The sequence below is a fragment of the Enterobacter cloacae complex sp. 402C9 genome (genome assembly GCF_050030745.1).
Taxonomy (GTDB): domain Bacteria; phylum Pseudomonadota; class Gammaproteobacteria; order Enterobacterales; family Enterobacteriaceae; genus Enterobacter; species Enterobacter intestinihominis.
In genome coordinates, this window is sequence record NZ_JBLGUW010000002.1 from 235,445 (window position 1) to 262,313 (window position 26,869).

Below are 26,869 nucleotides of genomic sequence, written 5' to 3' on the forward strand. Positions count from 1 at the left end.
GCTGCGTAGCTCTCTGTTCCTGCTTGGGGAAGGGATTCAGCAGGATTTCAGGGGGTAGCAGACCATACTGTCAATGTCGCCACGGTATACCACTCGCTGGAATGAGCTACTTGTCGTAAAAGCCTGACATCCATGCCAGTGTTACCCGGCATGGTCAGTTCTGGCATGAAAAGCTACTTTAACCACCACGGGCCTTCTGGATTGCGTATTTCAGGGTAGCTTCGTCGACAGCCCCCGGGATGAATGATGTCGTTGCAGCATCGGGTTTTTGCATGTTCATGATAATGAACCCTGGCGTTCCGCTGATCCCGAGAGCTTCCCCCAGTTGCATATTTCCGGAAATGACATTCTCATAGCGACTTTTTTCTCGATCGCTGAATGAGCTGTTGAACCCGGATTTATTCACCACCATGTCTAAATCACTGAGCGTAAACCCTCGCTGGTTGTTGAAGAATACATACGCGCTGGTCATCAGGTTGTTGTGGTACTTACGATACGCTTCAGCGCCAAATGCCTGGTACACATGCAGGCCTGTCGCCGCCCCCATCGCAGAAACGGGTTTCGAACCAGCGAAGATTGGAAATTCTTTAAAGAAGAATTTAACATCGCTGCTCTGGCTCAACACGGATTCAACGACCGGCGCTACCTTCATACAGAAATGGCACTGGTAGTCGAAAAACTCGATGACGGCGACGGCCGCATTATCCGGTCCAATGTTGGGAGTCTCTTTGGTCTCGAAGAGAGCCGGTGCGTAAGGGATGATCCGCTCAAGGGAGGCGTTGGTATTTTGGTTTTCAAGAGCCTTACCCGCTTCAAGCAGATACTGAGGATTTTTTACCAGATAGGTAGCCGCTACCTTTCCTACTTCATCGTTACTGGGGAGCTCAGTTTTAAAATATTTCGACGTGATATACACAGAGCCAGCCGTCGCAATCAACACAGAAATTAAAACAGACGCTACGGGTTTTAAATAATTTAATTTAGTCATAGCCACCTTTACGAATTCAACTTGTTAGTTATCAACCTGTGTTCGATTATACTGTCACAGCACATCGGAATTATTCGTTAAAGAACCCTTTTTGGAGGAATTAGAATGTTACGGCATTTATTCTTACTGACCGCCACAACGTTCTTATGTGGGTGCAGCTATCATTTCGGGAATGATGTTGATGCTTACGATTTAATGTCACGCCCGGTAGGCAACAAGAAATTTGAAATTGTAGCGCCTGATGACAGTATACAATCGCGCATGTTTGCAGCCCGGTTTGCGAGTGGATTAACGGGGATAGGGTTTAATATTTCCAACCATCTGCCCGACTATATTCTCAGATTCAGTTACAGTAAGACCCAGGAAAATATGCAATACAGTGAACAGCTGGTGACGGGCATAACCGGATATGTCGTCGAGAAGAAGACAACGAAAAAAGATAAACACGGGCAGACTCAGACGGACTATGACTATAAACCCGTCAGCGGGATCGTGGGGTCAGAGACGATATCACAGAGGCATTTCTGGCGCCGCCTTGATGTGGAAGTCTACCCTGCGGGGAAAGGGGCACAACAGGTTCTTAAAGTCAGTATGCAGAGCAATGCGCCAATCCCATCGGACAGCATTGCGTATTCCGCAATGATCGACGCTCTGGCCGGGAAACTGGATGCCCCGCTACGCTCCGGAAACTATGTCGCATCGGTTCCCTGGAACTAATGACCAGCACCGCAACGCCCAACCGCAAAGTGACTTTTCTCACCTGCATGCCGCACCTTTACCGGCCTCCTCTGTTGAAATCATAGAGCCGGTAAAGATCACCGATCGTCATTGCATCCACTTTGGACACGAACAAATACTCAAACTGCGCTTTCTGAATATCTGACACTGACGCATCGTCCAGCACCTCCTGGTAAAATCGAGCACTGATGCATCTCTCCGGATGCATGAACTGGTACCGACTCTGGAGAACCACCATTAGTAAAAACAGAATCAGCAGAACGAGAAGTAATATTTGGTTGGAGAGCTCCAGTCCCAGCGACACACCGATGGTTGCCAGGAAACAGAGAGTCCATCCGACCAGGGCAAAAGGAGCCTTTTGGATCTTTTGTTGGTAATAACGGAAGATCACCGGATCATTTAAATACCGCTTATCCGGTAATCCCGTTGCCCGGGTGACAATGCTGAGCCAGAGCGACATTTTCTAACCCCCAAATCGCGGATATACGGCGCTCTCAGGCCATACGTTCATAAAAGGCAACCAATGGCTGGGTGATGGGGTTTTGTACAAGCTCGGGGCGAATGGCTTTCAGCTGCCTTACCGGCGCTAGCTCATCCGTCGGCTTCACGATTCCATTGCCCGGACCTTTCCGGGTACTGTCGGTGTTCACCTTTAGCCTGTCATTATTCAGATACGATTCAACCCGCTTAGACATGGCGTCGCTGGGGGATGATGCGTCATTAAGTTTTTTTAAAACCGCGTCTTTATCCGTCTGAGCCGCAGAGACCAGCAGTTCACTGCTGGCCTCAATGTCTGCGTTGCAGGACCCGAACTGGCATTGGGCCGCAAAGACGGGTTGAGTGCCAACCGCCACGAGCATTAACGTTGTCAGTATTACAGATTTCATAATCACCTCTTGCAGTCGTGAAAAGTCACTTTTGTGCGGTGCCCATGCGGGTCACCAGATTTTCCGGGCTCAACCAGCCGGTGAACAACTGAGGTTTACCCGACAGCGTTACCATGGTTGGCGTACCCTGAAGCGGAATAGTTGAAGCAACCTGGAAATGCGATTTGATAATATCGAGGCAGGCCGCGTCAGGCCGTCCTTCCGGAATGATTGATATCGAGCTCATTGCAGCATCCAGCGCATCATTAGGTTTGGCCGCACACCAGATTTTTGCCATATTCCCCGCGACCACGGAGTTCAGGCCTGCACGCGGAAAAGTGAGGAATTTTATTGAGATCCCGGCATCGAGATAGGATTGAAGATCATGATGTAGTTTCTGGCAATACCCGCAGGTTATATCAGTAAACACCGCCAGGCGATATTTTTCATTCGCCGACTTATATTCTATGGATTTTGTTTTAGCAGCAAACTCCCTGACGCCTTTCAGTATCGCCTGTTCCGTTGTATTCTCCACATCTTTGCCGTTAACATGAAACAAGCTCCCGGTAAAAATGTAATCACCATCTTTGCTGACGTAACTCACGCCTTCTCTTGAAATCACGGTATAAATATCTTTTACTGGGGATGGTTCAATATGCTCGATGGACAGCCCAACTTCTTTTAATTTCTTCAGTGCTGCATCAGGAAGCACGTCAGTTTTCACTGTCTGGGCATTCATGCTAAAGGCCGTACAAGATGCCAGTAATAAGAATGATGCCTTGATAGTCTTATTCATTTCAGCTCCTTTAATGGAGCATTAATACTATCATGCGAAAAAATCCTCCAAATTCGCTTAAGGGACAAAATTCCCTCCCTATAGTAAAAATTTTTAGCCCGCGATGTGGGAGAATATCCAGTATGTAATTCCAGTGGAGATTATCTCGTGTTTATACCACCAGCAGATGATGTGAAACCTATTCCCGTTCCTGTTGAAGTCTACACACAGTGCATTACCGATGCCTCCCGCTTTTTCGGGATTGATGCAGAATTGGTCTTTACGCTTTTTGATAATGAAGGCGGAAAAGTGGGAACGTTCAGCCGGAATAAAAATGGCACTTATGATATTGGACCTATGCAGATCAATTCGTCCAATCTGCCGGAAATACGTGGCCACTTTCCGTCTGTTACCTGGCGGGTATTGGCCTATGACGCCTGTGCCAGTTTCTGGGTAGGTACCTGGTGGCTTTACCGGAAAATTGTAGACCGAAATGGTAATGTATTTGAAGGGATTGCCGATTACAACAGCAAAACCCCTAAGGTCCGGGCGAGGTATATCTTTAACTTCATGGTCAAATACAATCGCCGGATTCAGGGCCGGAATGGCATGGACGAGTTATATCAGTGGACGCAACCAAAGACCCAGTACAACGGACATATTGTAAAAAATGTTCCGGAGTAAATTACCCCCCTACTCTCCAATTTATTGTTTAGTTGTTTTACGTGGCTGTGAACAATTCATCACTGAGCGAGTGAAACTGTCCCGTGAAAGAGGTTAGGTATGCTCCAATCAATATACGAATTCCTGTGCAAGATACGCTGTTCTCCACAGAAGCTTAGAAATAAAGACTTGGACGGGATCTTGCCTCAGGATGAATCAACAGCTGGCTTATGGGGACCTCTGCCATTAATCCATATTGTTCTTTTCCTGGATTTTGATGGTGTAATCCACAAATGTCAGAATGAATCTTTCGAACGGATGTATTTGATTGAGAAGTTACTTGATGCAAGTCCTTCAATGTTCATCGTTATATCAAGTTCATGGAGAGAATGCGGGAGTATTACCTACCTAAAGTCACTTTTCCGCTCGCCGTACAGAGACCGGGTAATTGGCGCAACCCCATCCCTGTGTCTACCCTCGGGGGGAATAGGGGTACGTGCAGCTGAATGTGAAGAATTCGTGGCCAGGCACCAGGTAAAAGCCTTTATCTGCCTTGATGACGATACGACCCTGTTTCCGCCAGAATATCCGCACCTGATCCGTACGGATTATTACACGGGGGTTAAAGAAAAGGACATAACGGATCTGATAGCCAGATATAACCTACTGATGGCCCGTTTTTATTAAAAAAGTAACTTTTCCACACACTCCGTCAAAAAAAACCATGATTCGCCATCTACCAAAAACACTGCATCAGTCGATCAGAAAAGTAACTTTTTCCTCAACTTTAATTTAGGCCAGTAAGCATTCACGTTTCTTAGGGTGGCGAGTGAACTGGATTTGGAAAGAGAATTTGAATCGTGATTAAGATAGTATCCTGTTTGACCATTGTTTTAAAACTGAACAAACCTTATCCAATGCTCAGTTAGCCGGTGTACTTTTCTCAGATTCGTGGTTTACCTTGAATAGCACTGCCGTGAATAGTTATTTTCCCCGGATGCAGGCATAAAAAAGCCGTGCCCAAAAAGAGCACGGCTTTTATCAGTCAGTATTCACTCCTACTTCTTATTATCATTCAGCCAGTTTTCAGCTCTCTCTATTCTCGACTGATACGGTTCGTTTGTATTGTTAAGGTCTGACTTCATAAAGTTAACGAACGCATCTGCTTTATCCGACCCGAAGCGTGGATCATCGGTCAGTTGCTGACGAATCGCACGCTCTGAGTTTTGTGATGCACTCTCATACGTCTTGATCCCATCACTTCCCATATCCTTATAACGGCTGGTCACCGCGCTCAGACCATCTGACATTTGCAGGTGGTTGCCAACCTTGCCCAATAACGAACTCGGCATATTTACCGGATTCGTTGCATCGTTTGCCAAAGATGCGGGCGTAGTCAGGACCCCAATACCTGAGAGCATGTCGTTTACGGGTTTTGCTCCGATAACGTCAAGCCCTCTGGCAACACTCTCCTGGCCCGATAAAAGCGTACTGCCAATCACACTACGTTCTGTATTGGACTCAATTTTATTACCAGCAAGGGTATCAATCGTGGTTTGGGTTCGTTGGCCAACGATCCCGCCGCCAGAGCCGCCTTCACCAAGATTCGCCCTTATTGCTGAATCAAGAGAGCCTGAAGCCTTGTTGTGCATGTTGAAACCTTCATGGATACTCTGGAGATCATTCATCCCCCAGCTAACGTTGTAGTGACCCAGCTCGGTGAGGAGGCTTTGAGTATCCGCTTTCAGTTGTTCTTTCTCAGCGCCGGTTGCCATTGTACTGGCCCCATAGGTAAACACGGCTTGTGCGGCCAGCTCCGCCCGTTTGTCATCCGGCTTTTTGGTTGGGTCATTTGCAACCCTGTCAAAATAATTCGGGAGGTTGTTTGATATCCCGCGTATCTGGCTATCTCCGTACATAGAATTCAGTTTTTCGCTGGTATTACCCATGCCTGAAGTAGCATGCTTGCCGCCTATACCAGTTTGAAGCTGGTCGAAAGTTTGGTTGGCGTTCTTAACGTCCTGCCCAGCCCCCTGAATTCTTCCCACGGTCTCATTAGTCACTACAGGGGTATTCTTATCCAACGACGAGAGAACACTTTGGTTTTCTTCGCTATAGGAGTTAGCTACATTACCTTTATGAATGCCCTGAATATCTTCTTTACTGACCGAGCCCACATTGTACGGCGTAACACCTGATTCGGTTTGTCCGCCAATATGTTGATTAGCATTCTGCTGGTTCTGTGCCAATCCAGCTTTCGCCTGAGCATCCAGACCTTGCCCTACGTCAGCAACACGATCGGCACTCATTACGCCGGAGGTATCTACATGGTCTGGTGTGCGCTCCTGCGCCTGTGCAATGGTATTAATACCCGATGCATCACCAGTGATTCGGTCAAGTTGATTGGTAATTGGCAGCATCTGTTGAGCGTTACCGCCGAAGTCAGCAACCAGCCCTTTAAGCAGGCTGGAGGTCTCACGCAGATCCTGCTTATTGCTCTCAGCCGTTTCACCCCTGGCAGTATCAATCGCAATTTTTTGCTCACTAAAGTCGCGTGTCGTTGCCACCAGCGCATCAGTTCGCTGGAGTTGTGATCCCAACTGAGTGCTGGCCTTAAATGTGTCATTGTAAGAATTGAATTTATCCATAAACGCATTCTCATCAAGACCATTTTTCCGTGCAAAATTACGCACATCATCATCGCTGAAGTTTTTATTACGAATAGAATCGGAGAATCTGTCTAGGTTGACAGACTGTCTTGAGTCGAGTGTCATGCCGGTATTAGCGCTGGCGTTCGTTGAAAGTGACGTCGACAGATTTTCGGCCATTGTCTGTGTTGCCTGGTTCATTTTTGATGCAGCTTCTTTGAATGCATTGGTCTGTGCAAACTGATCACTGTTTACCTGAGAAGCCGCTTTACTCATTTGTTCAGAAAGTCCTGAGTTTTCTGACAATTGAGTCGTAATAGCTTTATTCAAATCAGTTAAGAGGCTATCACTGCCTGAATTCGATTTTGAGATCCCTGAACCAACGGTACCCGATGCTTTCAGACCTAGTGAATCCATCACTTTCTGACCTATGCCCCCAGCCCCCCCTTTTCCAAGTTTTTCCTCGCCACCAAGTCCCAAACTTCCATTGAGGAGAAGGTTTGACACCACACCAGCTAATTGCTGCGAATTAATTCCGTGCTTCGCCCCTACGCTATTAGCGACGTTTGCACCGGCCTGGTCTGTATATGATTTCAAGTTTTGCAGATTCGAGGAAAATTGCTGGCCCGATTGCCCCGAACGACCAACTTCACTCATCTGATTGTAGGCCTGCTGGAATGAATTACTTGCTGCACTCATGACTGATGAGGTCATTGCCGCCCCTTGTCCCTGGCTTGACGCGATACTTGAACCTGCATTCCACGTACCGAGTCGGAAGTTACTGGAGTCCATGGCCCCGCCACCGCTGAACCCCTGCCCGGTGCTTGTCAGTGCTGTACGATTAACATCCCCAAATGATGATTTTCCGCTATTTGGCGCATCCCACACTTTCGGCGTGAGGTGGCTGGAGTCCACAGGTGCGGGTGGCGTAACTCCTTTCATCGCATTCATCATTGGATGAATGGATTGCGTCATCAGGAACAGCGTCAGGACTGGGATAAGAGCATAGAGCGCTGATGCAACTGATAAGTAAGAACTATATGTTTCGGCAAGCCCTGGTAAGCCCATCCAAGTCACCGCGTTACTCTGACTATTCAGTGTGCTCCATGTATCAAGATCCGCTGTTGCCACCTTCTTCACGTAGGCATTGACCATCACCGCAGTAATCGGCCACATATTAACGAAGAGAATCAACTGAAGATATTTTGCCGCTGCGGCAACACCGTTTCCGCCGAGTGCAAGCAGCATGAGCAATGCAAACGGAGCAACCATGTACGCAAACATTTCAAGAAACGCAATTGCCGCACCAGATAATTGCAGCCAGAGCTGCCCCTGAGATGCCATGGTATTCGTACGTTTTAATGATGCCTCAAACAGTTGCATATCCGAGGCCAGACCAAGTGGGGTTTTGTATTTACTGGCACCATTACGTAGCTCATTCATGATGAACAAAGAAAGCGTCGCGTCATAAGCGCCAATCGCCTTGCCATACATGCCGTTCGCCGACGCCATTACATCCGTGAAGCTCGATCCGGATGCGGCACCGCCCGCCTCTTCTGGGGTAAGAATACCGTTTGTTTGCCCAATCAAAGCAATCGTCTGTCGAGCCTCCGGGGTGCTCGTTACCTGTTTAACGGTCGACCAGACCTCTTCACAAGTCGCTGACTTTGAACTATTCACACCCACGATGTTAGCAGATGCGTTCTTCAGCGAACCTTTCATCGCCTGATTAATGCGTTCCATGCTTTCCGCGACATTTGAAGAGAAAATATCGTTAAAAATGGTTTCTTTCCCAGCGATTTTCGCGCTTGAGTTTTGTGTTCCCTTGAGGCAGTTATAGGCCAGTGATTGCACTGTCGCACACACGTTCATCGCACCTAATCCGCTAACTGGTTCGGGGAACGCTGAACAATACCCCTGGCTGTCCCCGCCCCATTGTAAGAATTTAACGAAGCGAATCATCGGGCCAAGAGTAATGTCATCATCAAGCGTGGTTGCGGCAAAGTCGATCGGCGCCAGCGGATCAAACGCCGTTTTATAGTCTTTGAGTAGGCCCTGGCTAAGGTTAGTGGTTACAGTTCCCATCGCCGCGATAAAAACAGGAATACCATCGACATTTCTCACTTCACCAGACTTAACCGATTCAATAGTCACATCCACGCGTACTATTGCCATCGAAAAAAGAATCAGCCCAAGAATCCATGAAAATATCGGCACCTCTGCTTTTGTCGGGTTCAACAGCCAAAGCCATGTTTTATAAAACAGGCTGGCTCCAGCCAGCACCGCTGCCGTGGTGAGAAATGCTTTTACACCGGTATATTGTGAGAAAATCAGGGCAATCCCGTTAAGGGCGGACCACACGAACTCGATATCACCTACTGTATAGATGTTGTAATCCATATCAGACCTCAGTTACCTGTGCCACGAAGACTTTCCATGAACGCCTTCCTCTTTAATCGGCGATCATCCCATGCTGAAATGACATCAGAGCTGTTACCTACCTGGCTACGGGTGAGCTCGTAAGCTGCTTTTACCTGATTGCTAAGGTTTTCAGATAACCGAGTCAGGTCCTGCCGCCGTCCGGAAAGTGATTCACTGGGGATATTCATAGCGCTGATCTTTGCTTCAACTTGCCGAAGCATGTTAATGACAAGGCTGGTGGCCGCTATTGCACTGATATCCTGGATATAGGCATAGCCTTCAGGGACATCAAAAGTCTGAAGAGAATCAAGAATTGTTGGGATGCCGATATAAGAAATAATGCGTAATTCATCATCAGAGATCCTGACATCGCTGATTGCCTTTGTTTGAACCTGAATTAGGAGGTCTGAAATCGTATCCTTCAGTCCTTTGAAACCACCATCCATCACTTCAGACATAACCAGGCATTGCGACTTTCTCGCTGAAGCAGGATCGGGTACAGGCGAACATTTGAGCATTTTTATGGAGCCACCAGCCGGAGGACCCATGATGAAATCCGATACCGTCATCGTCGATGGACGAACTTCCATCCCCGCTTTTTCACCTTTAGCATCCCAGTTGATAATCACAGTGCCGACAAGCGACATCAGCTGCTCTGCGAGTTTGTAGCCAGATAATTCAGTCACGCCACCGATATTCATAGAACCTTTATCGATGTCCATAAATGACATATAGAAAAGGTTTCCACTGAATTTTTCAGCAAACTCTTCAGGGTCTTTTGCTTTTACCTGGGAGGTCACAGTTTCTGGCGACTTGGTCATTGATGAACCGAAATCAGGCAACAATCCATTAAGAGTACCAAGCATTGAAGCTGGGCCGGAACTGACCGCATTCGCATACTGGCTGGGTGGTCCAACATTTTCAGAAAGAAACGAGTAAGTAGCGTTGCAGGAATCTTTGGCAAATTTGTTCAACGCCTGCAATTTGTTCTGGATATCATTAATAGTCGCAGCACAGTCAGCACAGATTGCCGATACCGCGACATTAAATGCATAAATCGCGGCCCCCTGCGCGATACCGCGAGCAACCTGCACCAACTGATCTCCGTTAATCATACTGAATGAACCGAGGAAAACATCGATGCCGTTACAGCCGACGGAAGCTTTGGGGAAAGACATTGAAACTAAATTGGTATTCACGTTTGTTGTGCGGTAGGAAAAAGAGCCGCCAACCACACCGGTACGGGTGGCCGTTTCAAAACTGGCCGGGCTGGTTGTCGTCATCATTCCATTAAAAATATTACGCATGGCGTTATCGGCACCGGCATTTGGTGCAATCATCGCCGTGCAAACGGCTAACGACAAAAGTAACTTTTTTGCACAAACATGGAGGTTAGCGCGCATATGGGCCTCCTAAACTGCCACCAACATTCAAGTAGTTCACAGGGTCCGCTGTAGGCATATCGTACCCTTCCAACTTCTGGTCCATTATTCGTTGCAATAAGAACGGGTCAGATTCCATTTCTGATTTATTCACTGTAATTACGCCATCCTCACCAATGGTATATTGGCGCTTAATATCTAACGTGGATTGGAATGAGGCATCATCAATCAGGTTCATGCCCTTTGCAGCCAGAATAATAGTATTCTTGAGCTCCTCAGCAGTGATCATACCTTCGCTAATTCGTTGCGCTGATGACCCGTCTTTCGACACAAGGAAAATAGTTGGCACTTCGCGGATTTTGAATTGATCAATAATCTGCGCATTAGGGACAGAGAAATCCTGGAACAACCCATTTTGTAATGGTCTGCCATCCATGCTGACAGGGAGAATGTCGACCGAATAGTAATTCTGCATAAACTGGAGGATTTGACTTTCTTCGTGGCAGAACTCACAGGTACTCTGGAAAAAGAAAAAGAGCCCGGATCTTGTGAAAATATCTTTCATTACCGTCTGCTGGTTTTTTTCCACAACCGTACGATGTGCATCCAAGGCAACCTTCTCAACCGGCTGTCTTCGTTTTTCAGACATCATTGGATTTTTAAGAAAATAATCTTTCGACTTATCCGAAAATCGCGTACCGATATCCAACATTAAACGTTGCGCTGTATAAAACCTCGATAAGTTTTCAGGGGTCGGATTATCCATTGCCTGAGTCAAAAGCCGGGGCATATTGTCCTTTAGCCACTTTGAATTAAGATCAATCTTTTCTTCTTGTACTGGCTGGGACGAAGATGCAACAGGAGGCGTAGTCTCATTAATTTCTTCCTCAGTTTTCCGGGCTGGGTCGTCATACCAGAAAAAACCTTTCTTAAAGGCTTGTCCTGACACAAATGGGGTGTCTTTGATAAGGGTCTGGTCTTCATTTGCATGGACGCCAGTTATAAACAAAGACATCAGCACTAACATCTTTGAAGGCAGTAACGTTAATCGAGTCATTCACCGATCTCCTCATGGAATAGAGGTATGATGGCATAAAAAAAATCACCGGGAGTTCGATAACGGAGTAGATTTCATGCGTTAAAAAACCAGAAATGTGACGCCGACAAAGCCCCAAAAACGACAGTTCAACACAGTGTCCCGGTAAAGACATGGTCTGTAAGAGAGAAATGGATTAATTATATGACGGTACAGTAATGCAAATTCGCGTTGTCATTCAGACAACACTATCCAGATTATGAACGATCCCCGTACTTTGCTGGTTAACGCATAAGGGAATTTATACTTAATTGAATACCTATAAGAAACGAAATTGGCAGGCGCATCATAAAATCTGGACTTTTCAAAGACCGTAATGAATCAAAGAATGGCAATTCATGTTAGTTATACTTACAGAAAATGAACGTTGGAAGGATAGAGCAGACAAAAAAATACGGATGGTAGTAATATTTAACACAGTATGTTTTAGATACGTCAGAACGGAAGCCGTCTGAAAATAAACAGCAACATGAGGAACCATGTGTAACGGTATGCAAGCCAAAGATTTAATAGATAAAGACGACGCAGTCTTTAGATTTTTGGTCTCAGCTTAAAACCACTCACATAAAGTAATAGCTAATCTAACTCCTCCTGAGAATATCTCGCTATTGCAGAGACCGTTGACGACAATCTGCACCGAGGGCAATGAGTATCATTGGTATACGGGACAATGTAAGGCCGCTTGCATTTCGCACAAGTTTCGAGTTCCTCTATTTCTTTCATTGACGTGAGGATCTCAATGATTTTATTGACCTCAGGGGCGCAGACGAAATACCCAAGGTTATGCAGCACGCTCATGATTCGGTTGAAGTCAATATTGCGGAAGCTGGATTCCGGATGAATAGGATCAAAACCGAAGTAATTTACCGCGACATCAATAACCGCAGAAAATGCTCTGCGGTTATCCGAACGACGACTCCACCCTCGAATACCTTTTTTAACGTTTTGTTGAGGTTCCGATCTGAAATCAATATTTTCTGCAACATGGCTTCCATAAAGAATTCTTATTGAGTTTTTATTCGCACCAAGTGACATCGTTTTTGTAGCGCTCAACAACATGTTAGCTTTAGTTTGATCGACTTTAGCCATTTTTATTAATCCTTCAAGAGCACTTTATTTGCCAAAGAGTTGAACACATCCTGACGGTGGCATGTAAACATAGTGTCGTAACGCAATAGTTCCATTAAGTCGTCACTAACTTTACCCAAACGAATGTCGGCAGATAATTCGTATGCCCAGGCAAACACCTTAGATTTTAATGTTGCACTATCATCCCCCAACCCCGGTGTAAAGGCAATTATTCGTGGGAATAGAACGACATCGTTAATTGCTTTGAGTGATGACACACCAACATCTTTTATTGCATCTACGGTAGCAGGCTTTAATCCAAAAAATATACTGACAAACTCAGGTGCAAGCATTGACATAAAGAAGATCTGCATAAAATAATCATTTTGTATGTCTACACACTTGGAGCGTAACTGCTGAATTTTGCTCGGATTATAACAATCTTCCTGCCCATTCAACAAAGTAACTTTTTCCCCTGCATTGTAAATGCCGAAGTCAGTATCGTCACTGTCATATTCACGGATAACGTTAGTGTCACCATCAACAACGGCCATAAAAAATTTATCCCACGAGATCTCTTTACCTAAAGAACGTGGAACGAGGAAACTTCCGGGACGTGTTTCAACTTCGAATGCATTATCAGCCATTGCCCCAAACCCGGTTCCAAATAGACGGCGTTGCAGGAGTGGAGACCCTGTTTGATACATAGAAGATCCGTGAATAGGCAATAACATTAGGAATGCACGGTAACTACGAATAATCGAAATCTCGGTACGTAATAGTTTACCGAGTAGGTTACGCGTTATGTTATCTGATTCTGACATGTGCGGATTGTCCTTGCGTCAATACAATTGTACTAATCTTCTACATGAAATTAAAGTTTGGTTTTTGAATGATGAAAAGTAACTTTTGGAATTTTAATACTGCCTATTTGAGTCTTAAAACTAACCATTCATCCATTGGCCTTACTTGTAACACTTTTTGACCAAACTAACCAGAATTTTATCAAAAAACCCTGCGCTTGCTAACGAAATTTTAATCGCTTAAAAAAATAGCAAAGCCCGAATCGTTATCGGCATTAAGCGGCAATAACATTAGCGAAAAAAGCGATTCAGGATGAATATTTTTCCGATTGATTAACATGACTACTACATAGGGTCACTTCTTGCCGAAAAGTGGTCCTATGAAGCCTCGACATAGGGTCACTTCTTTGTGAAAAGTGACCCTATGTAGCCAAGACATAGGGTCACTTTTTTTAAAAGTGGCACTATGCGCAAAAAACATAGGGTCACTTTTGTTTAAAAAGTGGCACTAGATATATGTATAACTTAGTAAGTAAAACAGCACTTTTCAGATCACGGTCTCAAAATACCCATGGCAGAAAAAGTTACTTTTCTGCCGCGCTTAAATGCGCCCATCTCAGCCGTTCCCGTGTTCATCTGGAGCTGCGCACTATCTGTATTCCTCACGCCTCCGAAGCCCCACCTCAAAATTCTCGATAAAAATCACGGAAAAAAGTCCTGTTTGTGAAAAAAAAATAAAAACCACTTCGGTATAGTGATTTCACATCAGGAGGTCACATGTCTAATTCGAAACTAATAAAGTCACTAGAATTATCACGCAGTTTGATGCGTTCACAAATCGAGGTTCTGCGGGAGGCAGCTGAAGACCTTTGCACAAATTACTGGATCGAGTGGAAAGAACGGAATCATCTGGAGATTAATTTACCCCGGCCTAACAATACGCTAAAGCGTGAGTATCTGGGTTCGTATGCGCCGAAAATTGAATTAATCGGTAATGCCAAAAAAGTTACAATCACCTGGCATAAGTTCAGCCCGTTTAAAACCAGGTCTCCCAGTCATATGTCGAAACGGATTTCTGCGATGAAAAGCGGAAAATATTCGAAAAGCTGCTTTGTTAATCATGCCTTCTGGGAATATGAAATGATCGAAAAAACGGAGGGAGTACTAGAACCCTACAGAGAATTACTTGAGTTCTATCATACTGCGTATATCGAACTGGGACGCAAAATCCGTAAATACTCAAAATCAGAGGTGGCACAATGACCGACGTAACAATTAATGAAAGCAAGCAGAAGACACCTGATGTAAATGCCCGCTCCTCTCAGACTCCTGAAGATAGCCGAAGAGCCACGCAAAGTAAAAATGAACATTACGGCATGGCAACAGTAACTATTACTCCAGGCACGCCAGACTTTAACCGATTTCTTACGGCACGGAATCGTTCCGTAATAAGAGGCTTTAATGATGTTAGCATTGCTATTTCATCATTATTCAGGACGGTTAATGCGGTAAAACACCCTGAATTGGTGCAGGCAATTCAGGACTGGTTTAATGAATTGCACGACGAAAACAATTTGATGAAGCAGAATCTGGAGGCCCACATCGCCACTATTAAGGTTGATGAAAGTGATCCATTCTTCTCATCAACTGAGTTTTCTCCGTTCAGATTTGAATCTGTCCAGTTAAACTTCAACAACCAGAACACGATGCGATTTTATAAGCACATCTTTGAAATGAACAACCTTCTGACCCAGATGTATAAATTCAACTCTCTGGGTCAGCTGCCGGTTAGCGATTACAACGTAATGGCGCACAATATTATCCGAAGTCTCAACATGTATATCGAACGGGTCAAAAAAACACTTAACGTGTCGCGCCGTGTAAAAGGTTCTTACAGTCCTGATGAGTTTATCGAAAAGGTAAAACAGTACAAAAGCGTGCAGGCATATATTGCTGCGGAACTATCTGGTAAACGCCAATAAGGATTATTTGATGAATTTCAGGGCGCTATTCCTAAGTATACAAAGAGTTTTAGGCATCTTCTCCAGTAGGGAGAATGATGTGGCTGAGTTAATGATGAAGGATGTTTCGAGTCTTTCACCATTTGCTCAGATTATAGGGGATCAGAAATACACTGTACCGGATCACCCGAATCTTGAAGTCCTGAAATTCATTGAGTACCCAACTCGGCCAGCTGGGATACAAACGTTTAATGAGCAGTCTATTCTTTCTCTTTACAGAGATAAACTGCACTCAATCTCTATGATGCTGGCAATAAGTGATGGAGACATCCGTGAGGATGCCTTTACCTTCACCAATCTGGTTTTAAAACCATTGATTGAATACATCCGTTGGATTCATTTACTTCCTGCTTCAGAAAACCACCACCATAATGGTATTGGCGGATTGTTGTCACATAGCCTGGAAGTTGCAATGATTTCTTTAAAAAATGCCAATCATTCTGAATTGCGCCCAATTGGGTATCAGGATGAAGAAGTCATTCGCCGAAAAGTATATCTCTATGCCGCTTTTATCTGTGGCCTTGTGCATGATGCCGGAAAGGTATATGACCTCGATATAGTAAGTCTGAATCTGAATGAAACTTTAACATGGGCGCCAAGCTCGCAAAGCCTGCTTGACTGGGCACGTGAAAACAATGTTGTCGAATATGAAATACATTGGCGAAAACGCATTCATAACCAACATAATATATGGTCAAGCGTTTTCCTTGAGAGAATATTAGATCCGGTCTGTATGTCATTCCTCGACCGTGTCAAAAAGGAGCGCGTCTATGCAAAAATGGTTACGGCACTGAATGTCTATAACGATGGCAATGACTTTCTGTCCAAATGTGTAAGAACCTCAGATTATTATTCAACGGGAACTGACCTTAATGTATTGAGGGACCCGATAATGGGTCTGCGGTCGAATGATGCTGCGGCAAGAGCAATAGGTACCATTAAGCATAACTTCACCAGTATTAATATTAATAACTATAAATCCAAACCCATGCACATCATTATTGTAAACGGTGAAGTTTACCTCAATGAAAACGCCTTCCTCGACTTTGTACTTAGTGATTTTGCGGCCCACAAGTTCAACTTCCCACAGGGGGATGCAGGTAAAACTGTACTAGTAGAGTCGCTGGTTCAACGGGGTTATGTTGAGCCTTACGATGATGAGCGTGTGGTTCATTATTTTATTCCCGGGACATACTCGGAAAATGAAATAGCCAGCATCTTCCGAAACGGTATCGGTAAGCTGGAATTTTATAATCTCCTGAAACTTCGCTGGATCGGGTTAATTTTTGACTCATATAAAATCCCGGATTCTGTTCCGGGCCTCTTCAGCGTTAATGCAAATAAAGATTTCATCTATATTGATGAACAGAAAACTGTAACAGAATACAGAAGGCCGGTCCCGGGTCGTGAGTCTGTTACCAGAGTAACGGACACCGTAAGCGACGCCATTGAAGATACTCCACAATACGGACTCAAACTCGTGAACGGCCCTGATGCCGACAGTGTCAACGGTAAAAGCAGTGAAAATACTGAAGCCATCACAGAAAGTGTGGAGGCGGCTGGCACGGATAAAGCAACCGATATTATTGATCCGCAGGTTACTACGCCAACAGATACAGCCGGAACAGGCGGCTTGGATGAAAAGGAACGGGTAGAGGAACATGAAGAGCAGAGTCAGATGCGTCTGGTCGAGCAGCTGCATGAAATGCTTCTGAGCGCCCCACTGCCCCACAACGCAGTCATTAATATTGATTCCGTACCTTACCTTAATCTCGATGCTGCTATTGCGTTAATCCCTGGTATTGATGAGGCGGCATTTTGTGATGGGCCCTTTTTCCAGCTGACGTACCGTGATGGATCACTGGATGGTATGTGGATAGTCCGTGACGTAAACAATCTACGCCTGATACAACTGGGGGATAACTGTGCTGGTATTCAGGTGAGCACCTCGGAACCCCGAACCACTTCTACGCTGAAGTCGCTTTTTGATACGTCAATGTACCAGCCGTTGGATATCCCTGAAAGTCCATCATTAAACGAAGCGGTTTCGCCCCCACAAACACCGCTTGATCTCCCTCCGGCGCGACTGAATACCCCCCAGGCTGTAGAGGCCAATTCGGTAGCTGAACAGATTAACGCCCACTCCGAACCGGAGACCGTCACTGCTTCTGAGTATGAGCAATATGGCCACCTGCTGGAAGAAACCCTAGATAGCGATAGTGAGGCATATTCTGACTTTATAGTCGCCGACAACTCTGTGGTTGAACCCCCCCAGCCTGAGGCGAAAAATAGCGATGTCGCCGAATTCCATGATGAAACAGACCAGGTCGTTGCGCCCGGTAAATTGAATGATCCTGAGGATACCAGAGAGCCACCAGCTCCCAATACAACCGGGAAAGAAGTAATTTTAACAAGTCCTGTGTCATCACAGGACCCTATAAAATCGGAACCCGCCGGGGAGAAAGCGAACCATCTATCTCCGGCCCTGGCTCGTCTGTTTGCGGTAAACACTCAAGCAGAGAAGAAGCATGAAAATCCGCCGGTCACGACTCCAGTGAAAGAAGCCTTTAATCGATCCAACTCTGCCACAGTTCAGGCTCCTATTGCCGTTGACCAACCTGGTGCAGAAGAAAAGGAGACACTGGAAGATTTTACCCTGCTAAGTGGCGGTGAAGTTACAGAACTTGAATACGTCGAAATTGCCACAATGCTTCACCACATTCTGACTAAGTTATCTGGGTCGTTTAAAAGAAAGCGGAAAAACCGATTCATGGTTTTGACCCAGAACACCTTTTTTCTGACCCAGTCATGTGTTGAAAAATACGGGACGCAGTTAAATGCGCCTGAGCTTTTTAACCAGCTTCCTCAATACCAGGTCACCTCCGGCGCCATAGTCAATACAAAATGTTTCGCATTCAACATGCCAACTCTGGTAGCCGCATCCGACCGGGCAAAGGTCGATATTGAGTTAATCATTAACACACTTAAAGATGTAGGGAATCTATAATGGCAAAATCAAAAAGGACCAACCTGCACGCCCAGGAAAACTTTTACAGGCCGATATTGGAGTACAGAAGTGCCTCAGTACTTTTAATTTGCGCCATAATAATGCTGTTTATGGGGTTTCGATCAGATGGGTTGAATATTGCCCCCATCATTTTGTATACCGCTGCCTTCATGCTTTTGGTTTGTTTGTACCGCTGTAAAACGGCATACCCTTATTTGATGGCGCACTGGCGCGTGTTTCAGCGCCAGATTATGTTTATTAGCCTTAAATCGCTCAGGTCGATCAACAAAAGTAACTTTTTCTCTAACGAGCGAAAGTACCGCCAGCTGGTACAAGAGTATAAAAAATCCAACCGTCAGGTACCGGACAGAAAAACCTACTTCTGTAACGGCTTTGAATGGGGTCCCGAGCATGCAGATCGCGCGTATCAAATTGCCAATCTCTCAAGCGATAAAAGAGAGATAGCCCTGCCATTTGCCCTAAACCCCATAGCGCGGCATTTTGAGGCGATGGCCAGATCCATGGGTGGCAGTAACGCCATTTTTGCTGTTGATAAACGGGCGCCAATTTTTGTTACCGAAGATAACTGGTTCGGCCATACCCTCATTACCGGAAACGTCGGTACCGGTAAAACAGTCCTTCAGCGGTTATTGAGCATCAGTATGCTGCATTTAGGCCACGTCATTGTGGTTATTGATCCAAAGAACGACGCAGATTGGCGGCAGTCACTTATGGATGAAGCGGCGGAACTTGGGTTGCCATTTTATAAGTTTCACCCTGCCCAGCCTTCTTCTTCAGTGTGTATTGATGTCTGCAACGCTTATACCAATGTTTCGGACCTCACCTCACGCCTTCTTAGTCTGGTTTCGGTTCCCGGGGAAGTTAACCCATTCGTACAATATGCCGAGGCTCTCGTTTCAACTGTGATCACCGGTCTGTCTTACACGGATAAAAAACCGTCGATATATCTCATTCATAAAAACATGAAAAGCCACATGGCAATCCTGAACCTCACCGTAAAAGTTCTGGAATGCTGTTATGCACGGCACTACGGGCCCGATGTATGGATGGAAAAGGTGAAATATTCTTCGAATGATACTCTACAAGTCCGCTTTAAGCGCCTTGTTGAATGGTTTTCTGCCCACTTCTTGAATTATGAAGGTGCCGAGCCCATTGATTGGATTGATACCGTCGGCCGGTTAGTAGATTATTCTTTGTCTGATCCTGAGCACATGTCAAAAATGACAGCGGGTATTATGCCGCTGTTCAGTCGTCTGACCGAACAACCACTGAATGAATTGCTTTCGCCGTCACCTAATTCACTCACTTCGCGTGAAATAGTCACTTCAGATGGAATATTCAGTACCGGAGGTGTTCTCTATATCTCGCTCGATGGTCTTTCCAACCCGGAATCCGCCCGGGCTATTTCGCAGTTGATAATGTCAGACCTGACGTCCTGCGCGGGTAGTCGCTATAACTCTGATGATGGTGATATGTCCTCACATTCAAGGATCAGTATTTTCGTCGACGAAGCACACTCCGCAATCAACAATTCAATGATAAACTTACTCGCTCAGGGTCGTGCCGCACAAATTGCATTGTTTATTTGCACGCAAACCATTTCCGATTTTATTGCAGCAGCAAACGTTGAGACTGCAAATCGTATTACGGGTCTGTGTAACAATTACATTAGCCTGCGGGTAAACGACACCCCAACGCAAACGCTGGTTGTAGAAAACTTTGGTAAAAGTCCAATTAGTACAAATATGGTCACGTATACGACAGGATCAGAAACCACTTTGCCGCATAATAACTTCTCTGGTTCGATATCAGAAAGAAAGCAAACAACGCTGGAAGAAAGTATTCCGAAAGAGCTTTTAGGCCAGGTTCCAAAATTTCATATTGTGGCCAGACTTCAGGATGGTCGTAAAGTCGTCGGGCAGATCCCGATTGCCGTAAGTGAAAACTCGATGAGACCCAATACAACATTATTGGAGATGTTCCTGAAACCAGCCGGAAAAGTAACTTTGCGTCAGAATGTGGGTTTAGACTATTTAAATAAACATCTAAGGAAATTGCATTGATGGACGAGCAAATTACTCTGACACAAAATCAAATTTTCAGTTCATCTCTGAAAGTCAGTAAAAGCCGTTCGCTTGTTAAACGGCGTATGCAGTCATTAGGCCTGAAGTTTGCCGATTCGCAGGATGTTCGTGACCGTCTGGCAGGGATTGAAAAAGGTGCTTTGAAATCTGTGGGGCAATTTTGCCATGACAACGATGCTGAGTCTTTATCAGCGCTGGCTATTATCCTTTCCGAGCTTTTTCTGCTCCAAGGGGAACTGTCCACCAGCAATGAATACGGTGACCATGAAACAAGTTACTGGTCCGTAGCTCAGGGACCTTGTGATGAATGGGTTCAGTCTCTTCTTACGAGCGAAGACGGACAGCGAAAATTTATTGGTTTTCGCATTACATTCGACAATTCTGAAGAGCGCCGCCGCCTTGTTGATAAAAATTCAAAAATGCTGGGGAGTTATTTACTTCCCTATTTTGTCAATTTTACGAGTGCTGCATCGGCGTTTATTACGCTGCCTGACAGCGTCACGTTTAAACAAGTACAACGCAATAAGCCACTCATTCACCCTGAAACCACATTAAGTCACATTCTTACCATAGAAGACTCGGCGTTTCTCTCTCGTATCAAATTTAAACTAATCTCGGCGATTGACCGCCTGCCCGACCCGACCGGGCTGTATGCCAATATGTTCAACCACATTATGGACCGGGCACTATTAACACACCTCGACCGGGAGCAAATTGATAGCCCTTGTGTGTGCAAAAAGGTCATCTCAACCTACGCAGACACCATGCTAACGCTCCCGGTATTTAATACAGGGATCACCGGGAGATACCGACACTGGACGCCCTGGGGGATTAATTTTGTTGAGTTTAGCCGTCAGGCTGCAAAGGAAAAAGCCTGTGTCTATGTTCCTGAACCCGGTCAAATTCATTGGAAAAGTCCGGAGCATAAGGAACTGGCTGAGTTCAGCCTGATCAACCACATAATCCCGCAGCAATACCACTGGTTGCTGGGTGTGCCAACAATCTGGCGAAGCCACTACCGTGACCATGGCGACCGATTAGACTTATTCAGGGAGTGGAGGGACGCAAATGGCTGCGGATAATTCTGCACGGGCAGTATTCATCAGAGGACTGCTTTTTTTAGGGATGATGCTTTATCTTATTTATAGTCTGGGCTTCCAGAATACTGACGATCTAAAGCAACAAATCACTCAGGAGGTGAACGCCAGTCGTAGCCTCATTTCTAATGACCGGTGGTTGTCGGTTATTGCAAATAGTGAAGCTACTTTGTCGACTCTGATTAATGACTATAAGCTGATCGAATATCTGAATACGATACTGATCCCGGAAACGACGAAACCTGCGCGTGGGCTGAATTACGTTGCAGAGAAGATGTCATCGGTAAACTACACTGTGGCAAAGAATCTCCCCTTGCTCATTTATCAGTCCATTTTCCGCTGGAATCTGATACTCGGCTGGCTGATTGTGTTTTCACCTTACTTAATTGCTATGCTCGCTGACGGCATGTATCAATGGAAATTAAAACGTTACGTTTTCGGTAATGTAACCGTTCAGTTTTACAGGATCTGGTTCAGAGCCTTCTGGATAATTGGTGCATTAACCTTTGTTTACCTCTCAATGCCTAATATGTCTCTTTTTAACAATATCGCTCAACTGTTCCCCCCTGTCGCATTGCTGATATTGGGAATTGCACTCAACCGCTTGTGGTCTAACTTTCAAAAACTTATGTAATAAGGTGGTCAGATGTTTAACCGTAAAAATAAGAAGTCACCTGCCAATATCAAAGAATCGCTTGATGAGAACGCTGACCGTTTTTATAAGATGTTCCGAATCCATACCACCTCAAAAGTGGTTATTTCCCTTCTGGCATTAGCAGCAGCAGGGGTTTCGGCCTTTAATATTTACGATAAGTATCAGGAATCAGAAGGACGAATGGATCATATTGCCGTCGTGCGCATATCGGGAGAAATGGGCACCGGGTCAGAGGCCGGTGACGGTTCTGTGATAGCCGCAGCACTGGCAAAAGCGTACAACAACCCGCATGCCAAAGCTGTCATTATCGAGGCGGAGTCAGGTGGTGGCGGACCTTCAGACGCGATTATTATTTATCGCCAGATTAATGCACTTCGAAGCCACCAGCAGAAGATTGAACGTATTTCACATGCGGAATCCGCAAGCAAGACCCGTAATACGGGTGATACCAGTGCTTCACGCTCGCAGGACGATATCAATGCCGAACAATCGAAACGCAATACCCTGGAGGTCCTCTCCGCCGGGAGTGGCCGTTTCATTGCCGATATGGAAACCAGCTATAAGCCTATTATCGTTAGCGTCAAAGGCATTTGTGCTTCAGCGTGCTACTACGCCGTGTCCCCTGCTGACGCCATTTATGCAGATAGCAGCGCTCTGACCGGCTCGATCGGCATACGAATGGATCACTGGAACCTGTCCCGCGTCATGGATACGGTCGGTGTTAAAAATGAGCCGCTCACAGCAGGGGAATTTAAAGCTGCACTCGACCCTTATCATCCGCTTTCCGAGGCCACCCGGGATTTTATGCAGAAGCAAATCCTGGATTCCATGCATGAAAAATTTATTTCGGACGTTGAGCAAGGCCGGGGTAACAAACTAATTAGCCGCCCGGAGGCAAATGCTGTCGCTCTGTATTCCGGCCGGGTATGGACAACGCAGCAAGCAATCCAGTACGGTCTCATCGACGGTGACCTGACACCAGTCGAGGTCCGTTCGCGTCTGTCTCAAATGTATTCGACCACTACATTCAAAACGTACAACGAGCCGCAACGATCGCTTCGCTCCGCGCTCGGTATGTTAATGAGCCTGTCAACCAACATCGAAACGCTGGCGGGCACAACCTCCCGGTTACTTGATTCTGTTCAGGCCACCAGCTATCCGACGGTGAAATAAGATGGACGTGATCCTGATGGCGTGGCGGGTGATAGCAATAAGTATTATTGCCCTGGTACTCATTGTGCTTTATTGCTTGATGGGATTCGTATCGTCAGCCATTGCTGAACGCAGGACGGCCAAGCAAATTGAAGCGTACCTTCCTGATGATGCAGAAGGCCTTCTGAGCGATTTAACTCTGCCGGTTAGTGCCACTGGCACCACGCAGATTGATCACGTCCTTATCGCCTCTCATGGGCTCTACGTCATCGAGCAGAAGAACTATGCTGGAAAGCTCTATGGGAAGCTGGATGAAAGCCACTGGCGAAAATGGAAATCGTCAGGGACACTAAAGTTACAAAACCCGTTCAGGCAAAACTACGGTCACATCAAGGCCATTCAGTCTACATTACGCGCCAGCGAACTGGAGTGTATCAATGTTGTCATCATTAACGGGCCCTGCAAGTTTGAAGGTGAGAAGCCAGACTGGCTTTGCATGGGTATGGGTGATTTTGTTCGGAAAGTCACTGAGCGGCGCCAGTTAACTGTATTCAAGCCTGAGGCAGTAAGTTATATCCGTGGGGAGCTGAAGTTAAAGAGAAAGCCTCCTGGCCTTTATACTGATCTGGACCATATCCACAACGTTACCACCAGATACAAAACAACTATGCGATTGGAGCAGCGTATTACCTATAACCTTTTGCGCTTTCTTCGGAATCTACCGGGTAAAATATTCGGTTCGACAAAGTAAAAAAAAGCCCTGCTAATTTATGCGGGGCTTTTTTATGGATTCAACACCGGAATATTTTGCCATGCTTCCTGCATAATTTGCATGACCTCCCCAATGGGTAGCGACGGCCATAAGACTGTGTCAGTCATGATTACGCCAACCGGCTCACATTCAATGGGAACCAGAATTAAAATCACACGAGTCCCTTTAACCTGATACGCAAGATTAACTACCGCCTGTCTGTAGGTTGCCAGAACACCAGAACCGTACTCCGCTGGTTTGCTGGCCCAGTTCCGTACCAGAGCATAAGCCTGCGGCATATAACGATTATCCAGAACGCCCTGTGGCCGACGAAAAGGCACAATATCATCGGAGCGGTAGATAGTAGTGGTGGTTACGTTGGCCGTTGTCATTATTAAACTCCTCCCGTCCAACCCTATTAAATCTGAATGAATAGGGTTCAACTAACAGTTCCTAGTCGTGAAAACTGGCTAGTGTAGCTAGAATTTTTGTTCCATTTGTTGAGCTTCAAAATCTCTCGTTGCCTTCAATAATGAAGCGCCACTGTAGTACTCCGGTTCAGTAATATCATCCTCTTTATTCAACCATTGCGAGGCTGATTCATTGCCTGTCTTAACTGTACTCACATCGCTGCCTTGGTATTTGGGCAACATTACGGCATCCACTTCTTGATAAACGCCATTGCGTTTCACCAGGATTTTAACCGCTTTCGCTTTGCTGCGTTTTTCGCGCACTTTATTAACCAGATACAGCACGACAATCCAGCCTACCAGTACGTAAAGAAAAGTATTCATAATGCCCTCCTTTGTATGTGTCCATTATACCAGGTTCCGTCCCAGCCCAAATAGGTTCGGTGCATGAAAAATAGACTTTCCCGCTTGAATCTGCAAATCACCTCCGGCGTGCCTTTGCTGCCCCGAGAGATATTTTCTTTCCGGATGCGTCTGACAGATTCAGAAAAGGTACTTTTCTGCACGACGGATTTAATTTAGATTCTCTGACTTCACGCCCCACCAGCCAGAGCCCACGGCCGCAACCTTTACGAAAAAAACCGTCAAAATTACCAATGTCGATAGCTCCCCACCAGCGGACGCCTGCGAACAGCATCAATCACCACCACCCCCACATCCGCCACCAGCGTCACCACCACCCCCACATCCACCATCACCGCCTGAGGTATCGGGGGTAAAGAAGGAACCATTTCCGTCGGCAATCCCCCCTCTCTTACTATCCTGCGTATACCGACGCCCTTCGGTCTGGGAATGGCAAAGTGCCTTTTTATTACGGGCTCTCAAAAATAGACAGCAGAAAAGACATACAACCACATAGAGGGTTAAAACAATATGGAGAATCATAAGCACCAGTGAAATCCTGTGAGTCATCGTTAATTGTCTGAGTATTTATATCAAAGTCCCTCGCGCTTAATTTTTGCTAGCACGTCCCTTTTCTCTCGATCGCGAATTAAGATGGCTCAGTTCAGTTACAGACGACACACCGCAGGCATCCGCCAGGCATATCTACACGCAGGTCGGGAGGTCACGACGATTTCTTTCCGGATGCAAGATACCTTTTCAGTTCCCCGGCGCCATCTCGGCACCGGGCGAAACCATCTGCATGCGGGTCAGACTTATACCACCAGCTGTGGGCCCCGGGCAGACCCAGACTCCCTTCCCCGTTTGCCAGCACTGACAGCTGAGTCCATAAAAAGAAACCCGGAGTTACCGGGTTCTTGTGCTGATCAGCTGGCCTTCAGTCCGTGGCTTTGCAGGTGGCTATTGAGCGCATCATAGGCATCGGGTTCATAATTCCAGTTACGCCAGATCAGCTGGCGATCGTGGTCGCGATGATTACGGATGGCAATCTGGAAATGGCCTGCTGGCTGGAGGTTTTCGATAAAGACGTTCTGGTAACCGGCGGCAACGGCGCGGGCTTGAGCCAGTGATAACGGTGATTCGTTGCTGAAAAATCCGCTCATGGGCATTTCCTTCATAATGGCCAGGCCTGAGCCTGGCACTGGGTGTCAGGCCACAAGGCGTTTCGCGAGTTTAACGAAGTGATCTTGGTTGTTGTAGAGCGGCATCTGATAGGCCCGGTCTGAAATAAACATCCGGATCTGGTCAAATGTCATGCCGCAGTTAAAGCCGGTTTCGCTGACATTAGCCCGGGGAAAATCGGCGCAAAATTCGTTTAACACCTTCTCATGGACAATGCCGATATTAAGGAGTCCGGCAGGTCCGTTATCACGGAAAGACACCACCCGGAATGCACCGTACCAGCCCGACTGGCAGAAGAAGGTAAACGCCTGGTTCGCAAGTCCGTTAAACAGCTCGTAACGCAGGCTGGCACTTAGCGATTGACTGTCCAAGCAGTACACACGGTTGATGAAGACGCCTGGGTCGATATTTGCAGGGGTCTGCCCGTAAGCAATACACGGCATAGGCATTTCCGCAGTGTCTTTGTTATCACCAATTACTTTATATTGGGTGGCGATGATATCCGCCAGCATTGATCCACCAAGTGTGTTAATTGCTGCGATGTCGTTAATCTGAATATTAAGATTTTTCATATTTCACCTCGTCGTTTTTTATTATTATTCCACAACCGGTTTCGTGGCTAATAACCTGAAGTGAAAT

The 26,869-nt window shown here is 46.0% G+C and carries 26 protein-coding genes; 12 read left to right on the forward strand and 14 right to left on the reverse strand.

Annotated features, from left to right (window positions below; all coding sequences use genetic code 11):
- The first annotated feature begins 73 nt into the window (after positions 1-73).
- Positions 74-127 (forward strand): DUF4113 domain-containing protein, encoded by a 54-nt coding sequence (locus ACQG1K_RS23765; RefSeq protein ID WP_223203177.1) that lies wholly within the window; start codon positions 74-76, stop codon positions 125-127.
- Positions 128-178: 51 nt separating this feature from the next.
- Here ACQG1K_RS23765 and ACQG1K_RS23770 read toward each other — a convergent pair whose 3' ends face one another.
- A complete protein-coding gene (locus ACQG1K_RS23770) occupies positions 179-988 on the reverse strand; it encodes a DsbA family protein (protein ID WP_015062990.1) in 810 nt (269 codons plus the stop codon).
- A gap of 105 nt (positions 989-1,093) precedes the next feature.
- On the opposite strand from ACQG1K_RS23770, the gene ACQG1K_RS23775 reads away from it, so the two are divergent.
- Positions 1,094-1,705, forward strand: coding sequence for a hypothetical protein (locus tag ACQG1K_RS23775; RefSeq protein WP_015062991.1), 612 nt, complete (start codon positions 1,094-1,096; stop codon positions 1,703-1,705).
- A 58-nt stretch (positions 1,706-1,763) separates the two neighbouring features.
- Here ACQG1K_RS23775 and ACQG1K_RS23780 read toward each other — a convergent pair whose 3' ends face one another.
- From ACQG1K_RS23780 to ACQG1K_RS23790, 3 genes are read right to left on the reverse strand one after another with little or no spacing between them, the layout of a single operon-like run.
- Entirely contained in the window at positions 1,764-2,186 is a 423-nt protein-coding gene (locus ACQG1K_RS23780) for a hypothetical protein (protein WP_015062992.1), read from the reverse strand.
- Between the two features lie 34 nt (positions 2,187-2,220).
- Entirely contained in the window at positions 2,221-2,613 is a 393-nt protein-coding gene (locus ACQG1K_RS23785) for a hypothetical protein (RefSeq protein ID WP_032610466.1), read from the reverse strand.
- A gap of 25 nt (positions 2,614-2,638) precedes the next feature.
- Complete coding sequence (locus tag ACQG1K_RS23790; RefSeq protein ID WP_032610468.1) at positions 2,639-3,388, reverse strand: thioredoxin fold domain-containing protein; 750 nt, start codon at positions 3,386-3,388, stop codon at positions 2,639-2,641.
- 147 nt (positions 3,389-3,535) lie between these two features.
- Here ACQG1K_RS23790 and ACQG1K_RS23795 point away from each other — a divergent pair, with 147 nt between their 5' ends.
- Both ACQG1K_RS23795 and ACQG1K_RS23800 read left to right on the forward strand, forming a co-directional pair.
- Positions 3,536-4,051 carry a lytic transglycosylase domain-containing protein gene (locus tag ACQG1K_RS23795; RefSeq protein ID WP_032610469.1) on the forward strand — a complete coding sequence of 172 codons (516 nt, stop codon included), beginning with the start codon at positions 3,536-3,538 and terminating at the stop codon, positions 4,049-4,051.
- 99 nt (positions 4,052-4,150) lie between these two features.
- The gene (locus ACQG1K_RS23800; protein ID WP_015062996.1) at positions 4,151-4,717 is read left to right on the forward strand and encodes an HAD domain-containing protein; all 567 of its coding nucleotides are present in this window, start codon (positions 4,151-4,153) and stop codon (positions 4,715-4,717) included.
- A 371-nt stretch (positions 4,718-5,088) separates the two neighbouring features.
- Here the strand turns inward: ACQG1K_RS23800 and ACQG1K_RS23805 are convergent, their stop codons facing one another.
- From ACQG1K_RS23805 to ACQG1K_RS23825, 5 genes are all read right to left on the reverse strand, one after another.
- Positions 5,089-9,078, reverse strand: a complete 3,990-nt coding sequence (locus ACQG1K_RS23805; protein WP_015062997.1) for a conjugal transfer protein TraG N-terminal domain-containing protein — start codon at positions 9,076-9,078, stop codon at positions 5,089-5,091.
- 8 nt (positions 9,079-9,086) lie between these two features.
- Positions 9,087-10,502 carry an IncHI-type conjugal transfer protein TrhH gene (gene trhH, locus ACQG1K_RS23810; protein WP_015062998.1) on the reverse strand — a complete coding sequence of 472 codons (1,416 nt, stop codon included), beginning with the start codon at positions 10,500-10,502 and terminating at the stop codon, positions 9,087-9,089.
- A complete protein-coding gene (locus tag ACQG1K_RS23815) occupies positions 10,492-11,538 on the reverse strand; it encodes a thioredoxin family protein (RefSeq protein WP_015062999.1) in 1,047 nt (348 codons plus the stop codon). The genes trhH and ACQG1K_RS23815 overlap by 11 nt, the downstream gene beginning before the upstream one ends.
- A gap of 615 nt (positions 11,539-12,153) precedes the next feature.
- The gene (locus tag ACQG1K_RS23820) at positions 12,154-12,666 is read right to left on the reverse strand and encodes a hypothetical protein (RefSeq protein ID WP_015063000.1); all 513 of its coding nucleotides are present in this window, start codon (positions 12,664-12,666) and stop codon (positions 12,154-12,156) included.
- A gap of 5 nt (positions 12,667-12,671) precedes the next feature.
- Positions 12,672-13,469 (reverse strand): hypothetical protein, encoded by a 798-nt coding sequence (locus ACQG1K_RS23825; RefSeq protein ID WP_015063001.1) that lies wholly within the window; start codon positions 13,467-13,469, stop codon positions 12,672-12,674.
- 756 nt (positions 13,470-14,225) lie between these two features.
- On the opposite strand from ACQG1K_RS23825, the gene mobI reads away from it, so the two are divergent.
- From mobI to ACQG1K_RS23865, 8 genes are read left to right on the forward strand one after another with little or no spacing between them, the layout of a single operon-like run.
- The gene (gene mobI, locus ACQG1K_RS23830) at positions 14,226-14,711 is read left to right on the forward strand and encodes a conjugative transfer protein MobI(A/C) (protein WP_015063002.1); all 486 of its coding nucleotides are present in this window, start codon (positions 14,226-14,228) and stop codon (positions 14,709-14,711) included.
- Entirely contained in the window at positions 14,708-15,430 is a 723-nt protein-coding gene (locus ACQG1K_RS23835) for a hypothetical protein (protein WP_015063003.1), read from the forward strand. Before mobI ends, ACQG1K_RS23835 begins: the two co-directional genes overlap by 4 nt.
- A 10-nt stretch (positions 15,431-15,440) precedes the next feature.
- Positions 15,441-18,476 (forward strand): MobH family relaxase, encoded by a 3,036-nt coding sequence (mobH, locus tag ACQG1K_RS23840; protein ID WP_015063004.1) that lies wholly within the window; start codon positions 15,441-15,443, stop codon positions 18,474-18,476.
- On the forward strand, positions 18,476-20,560 hold the full coding sequence (traD, locus tag ACQG1K_RS23845; protein ID WP_015063005.1) for a conjugative transfer system coupling protein TraD: 2,085 nt from the start codon (positions 18,476-18,478) through the stop codon (positions 20,558-20,560). Before mobH ends, traD begins: the two co-directional genes overlap by 1 nt.
- Positions 20,560-21,663 (forward strand): hypothetical protein, encoded by a 1,104-nt coding sequence (locus ACQG1K_RS23850; protein WP_015063006.1) that lies wholly within the window; start codon positions 20,560-20,562, stop codon positions 21,661-21,663. The genes traD and ACQG1K_RS23850 overlap by 1 nt, the downstream gene beginning before the upstream one ends.
- Complete coding sequence (locus ACQG1K_RS23855; RefSeq protein ID WP_015063007.1) at positions 21,650-22,312, forward strand: DUF4400 domain-containing protein; 663 nt, start codon at positions 21,650-21,652, stop codon at positions 22,310-22,312. The genes ACQG1K_RS23850 and ACQG1K_RS23855 overlap by 14 nt, the downstream gene beginning before the upstream one ends.
- A gap of 12 nt (positions 22,313-22,324) precedes the next feature.
- On the forward strand, positions 22,325-23,506 hold the full coding sequence (locus tag ACQG1K_RS23860) for a S49 family peptidase (protein ID WP_032610470.1): 1,182 nt from the start codon (positions 22,325-22,327) through the stop codon (positions 23,504-23,506).
- A gap of 1 nt (position 23,507) precedes the next feature.
- Positions 23,508-24,236 (forward strand): nuclease-related domain-containing protein, encoded by a 729-nt coding sequence (locus tag ACQG1K_RS23865; RefSeq protein WP_015063009.1) that lies wholly within the window; start codon positions 23,508-23,510, stop codon positions 24,234-24,236.
- A gap of 32 nt (positions 24,237-24,268) precedes the next feature.
- On the opposite strand, the gene ACQG1K_RS23870 is transcribed toward ACQG1K_RS23865, so the two are convergent.
- From ACQG1K_RS23870 to ACQG1K_RS23890, 5 genes are all read right to left on the reverse strand, one after another.
- Positions 24,269-24,628, reverse strand: a complete 360-nt coding sequence (locus ACQG1K_RS23870) for a hypothetical protein (RefSeq protein WP_015063010.1) — start codon at positions 24,626-24,628, stop codon at positions 24,269-24,271.
- Between the two features lie 87 nt (positions 24,629-24,715).
- Positions 24,716-25,030, reverse strand: a complete 315-nt coding sequence (locus tag ACQG1K_RS23875; protein WP_015063011.1) for a hypothetical protein — start codon at positions 25,028-25,030, stop codon at positions 24,716-24,718.
- A gap of 266 nt (positions 25,031-25,296) precedes the next feature.
- Positions 25,297-25,437 carry a hypothetical protein gene (locus tag ACQG1K_RS23880; protein WP_154591402.1) on the reverse strand — a complete coding sequence of 47 codons (141 nt, stop codon included), beginning with the start codon at positions 25,435-25,437 and terminating at the stop codon, positions 25,297-25,299.
- A gap of 537 nt (positions 25,438-25,974) precedes the next feature.
- Positions 25,975-26,211: a DUF905 family protein gene (locus ACQG1K_RS23885; protein WP_032610472.1), complete on the reverse strand. Its 237-nt coding sequence runs from the start codon at positions 26,209-26,211 to the stop codon at positions 25,975-25,977.
- A 45-nt stretch (positions 26,212-26,256) separates the two neighbouring features.
- Positions 26,257-26,802 (reverse strand): hypothetical protein, encoded by a 546-nt coding sequence (locus tag ACQG1K_RS23890; RefSeq protein WP_032610473.1) that lies wholly within the window; start codon positions 26,800-26,802, stop codon positions 26,257-26,259.
- Between the last annotated feature and the right edge of the window lie 67 nt (positions 26,803-26,869).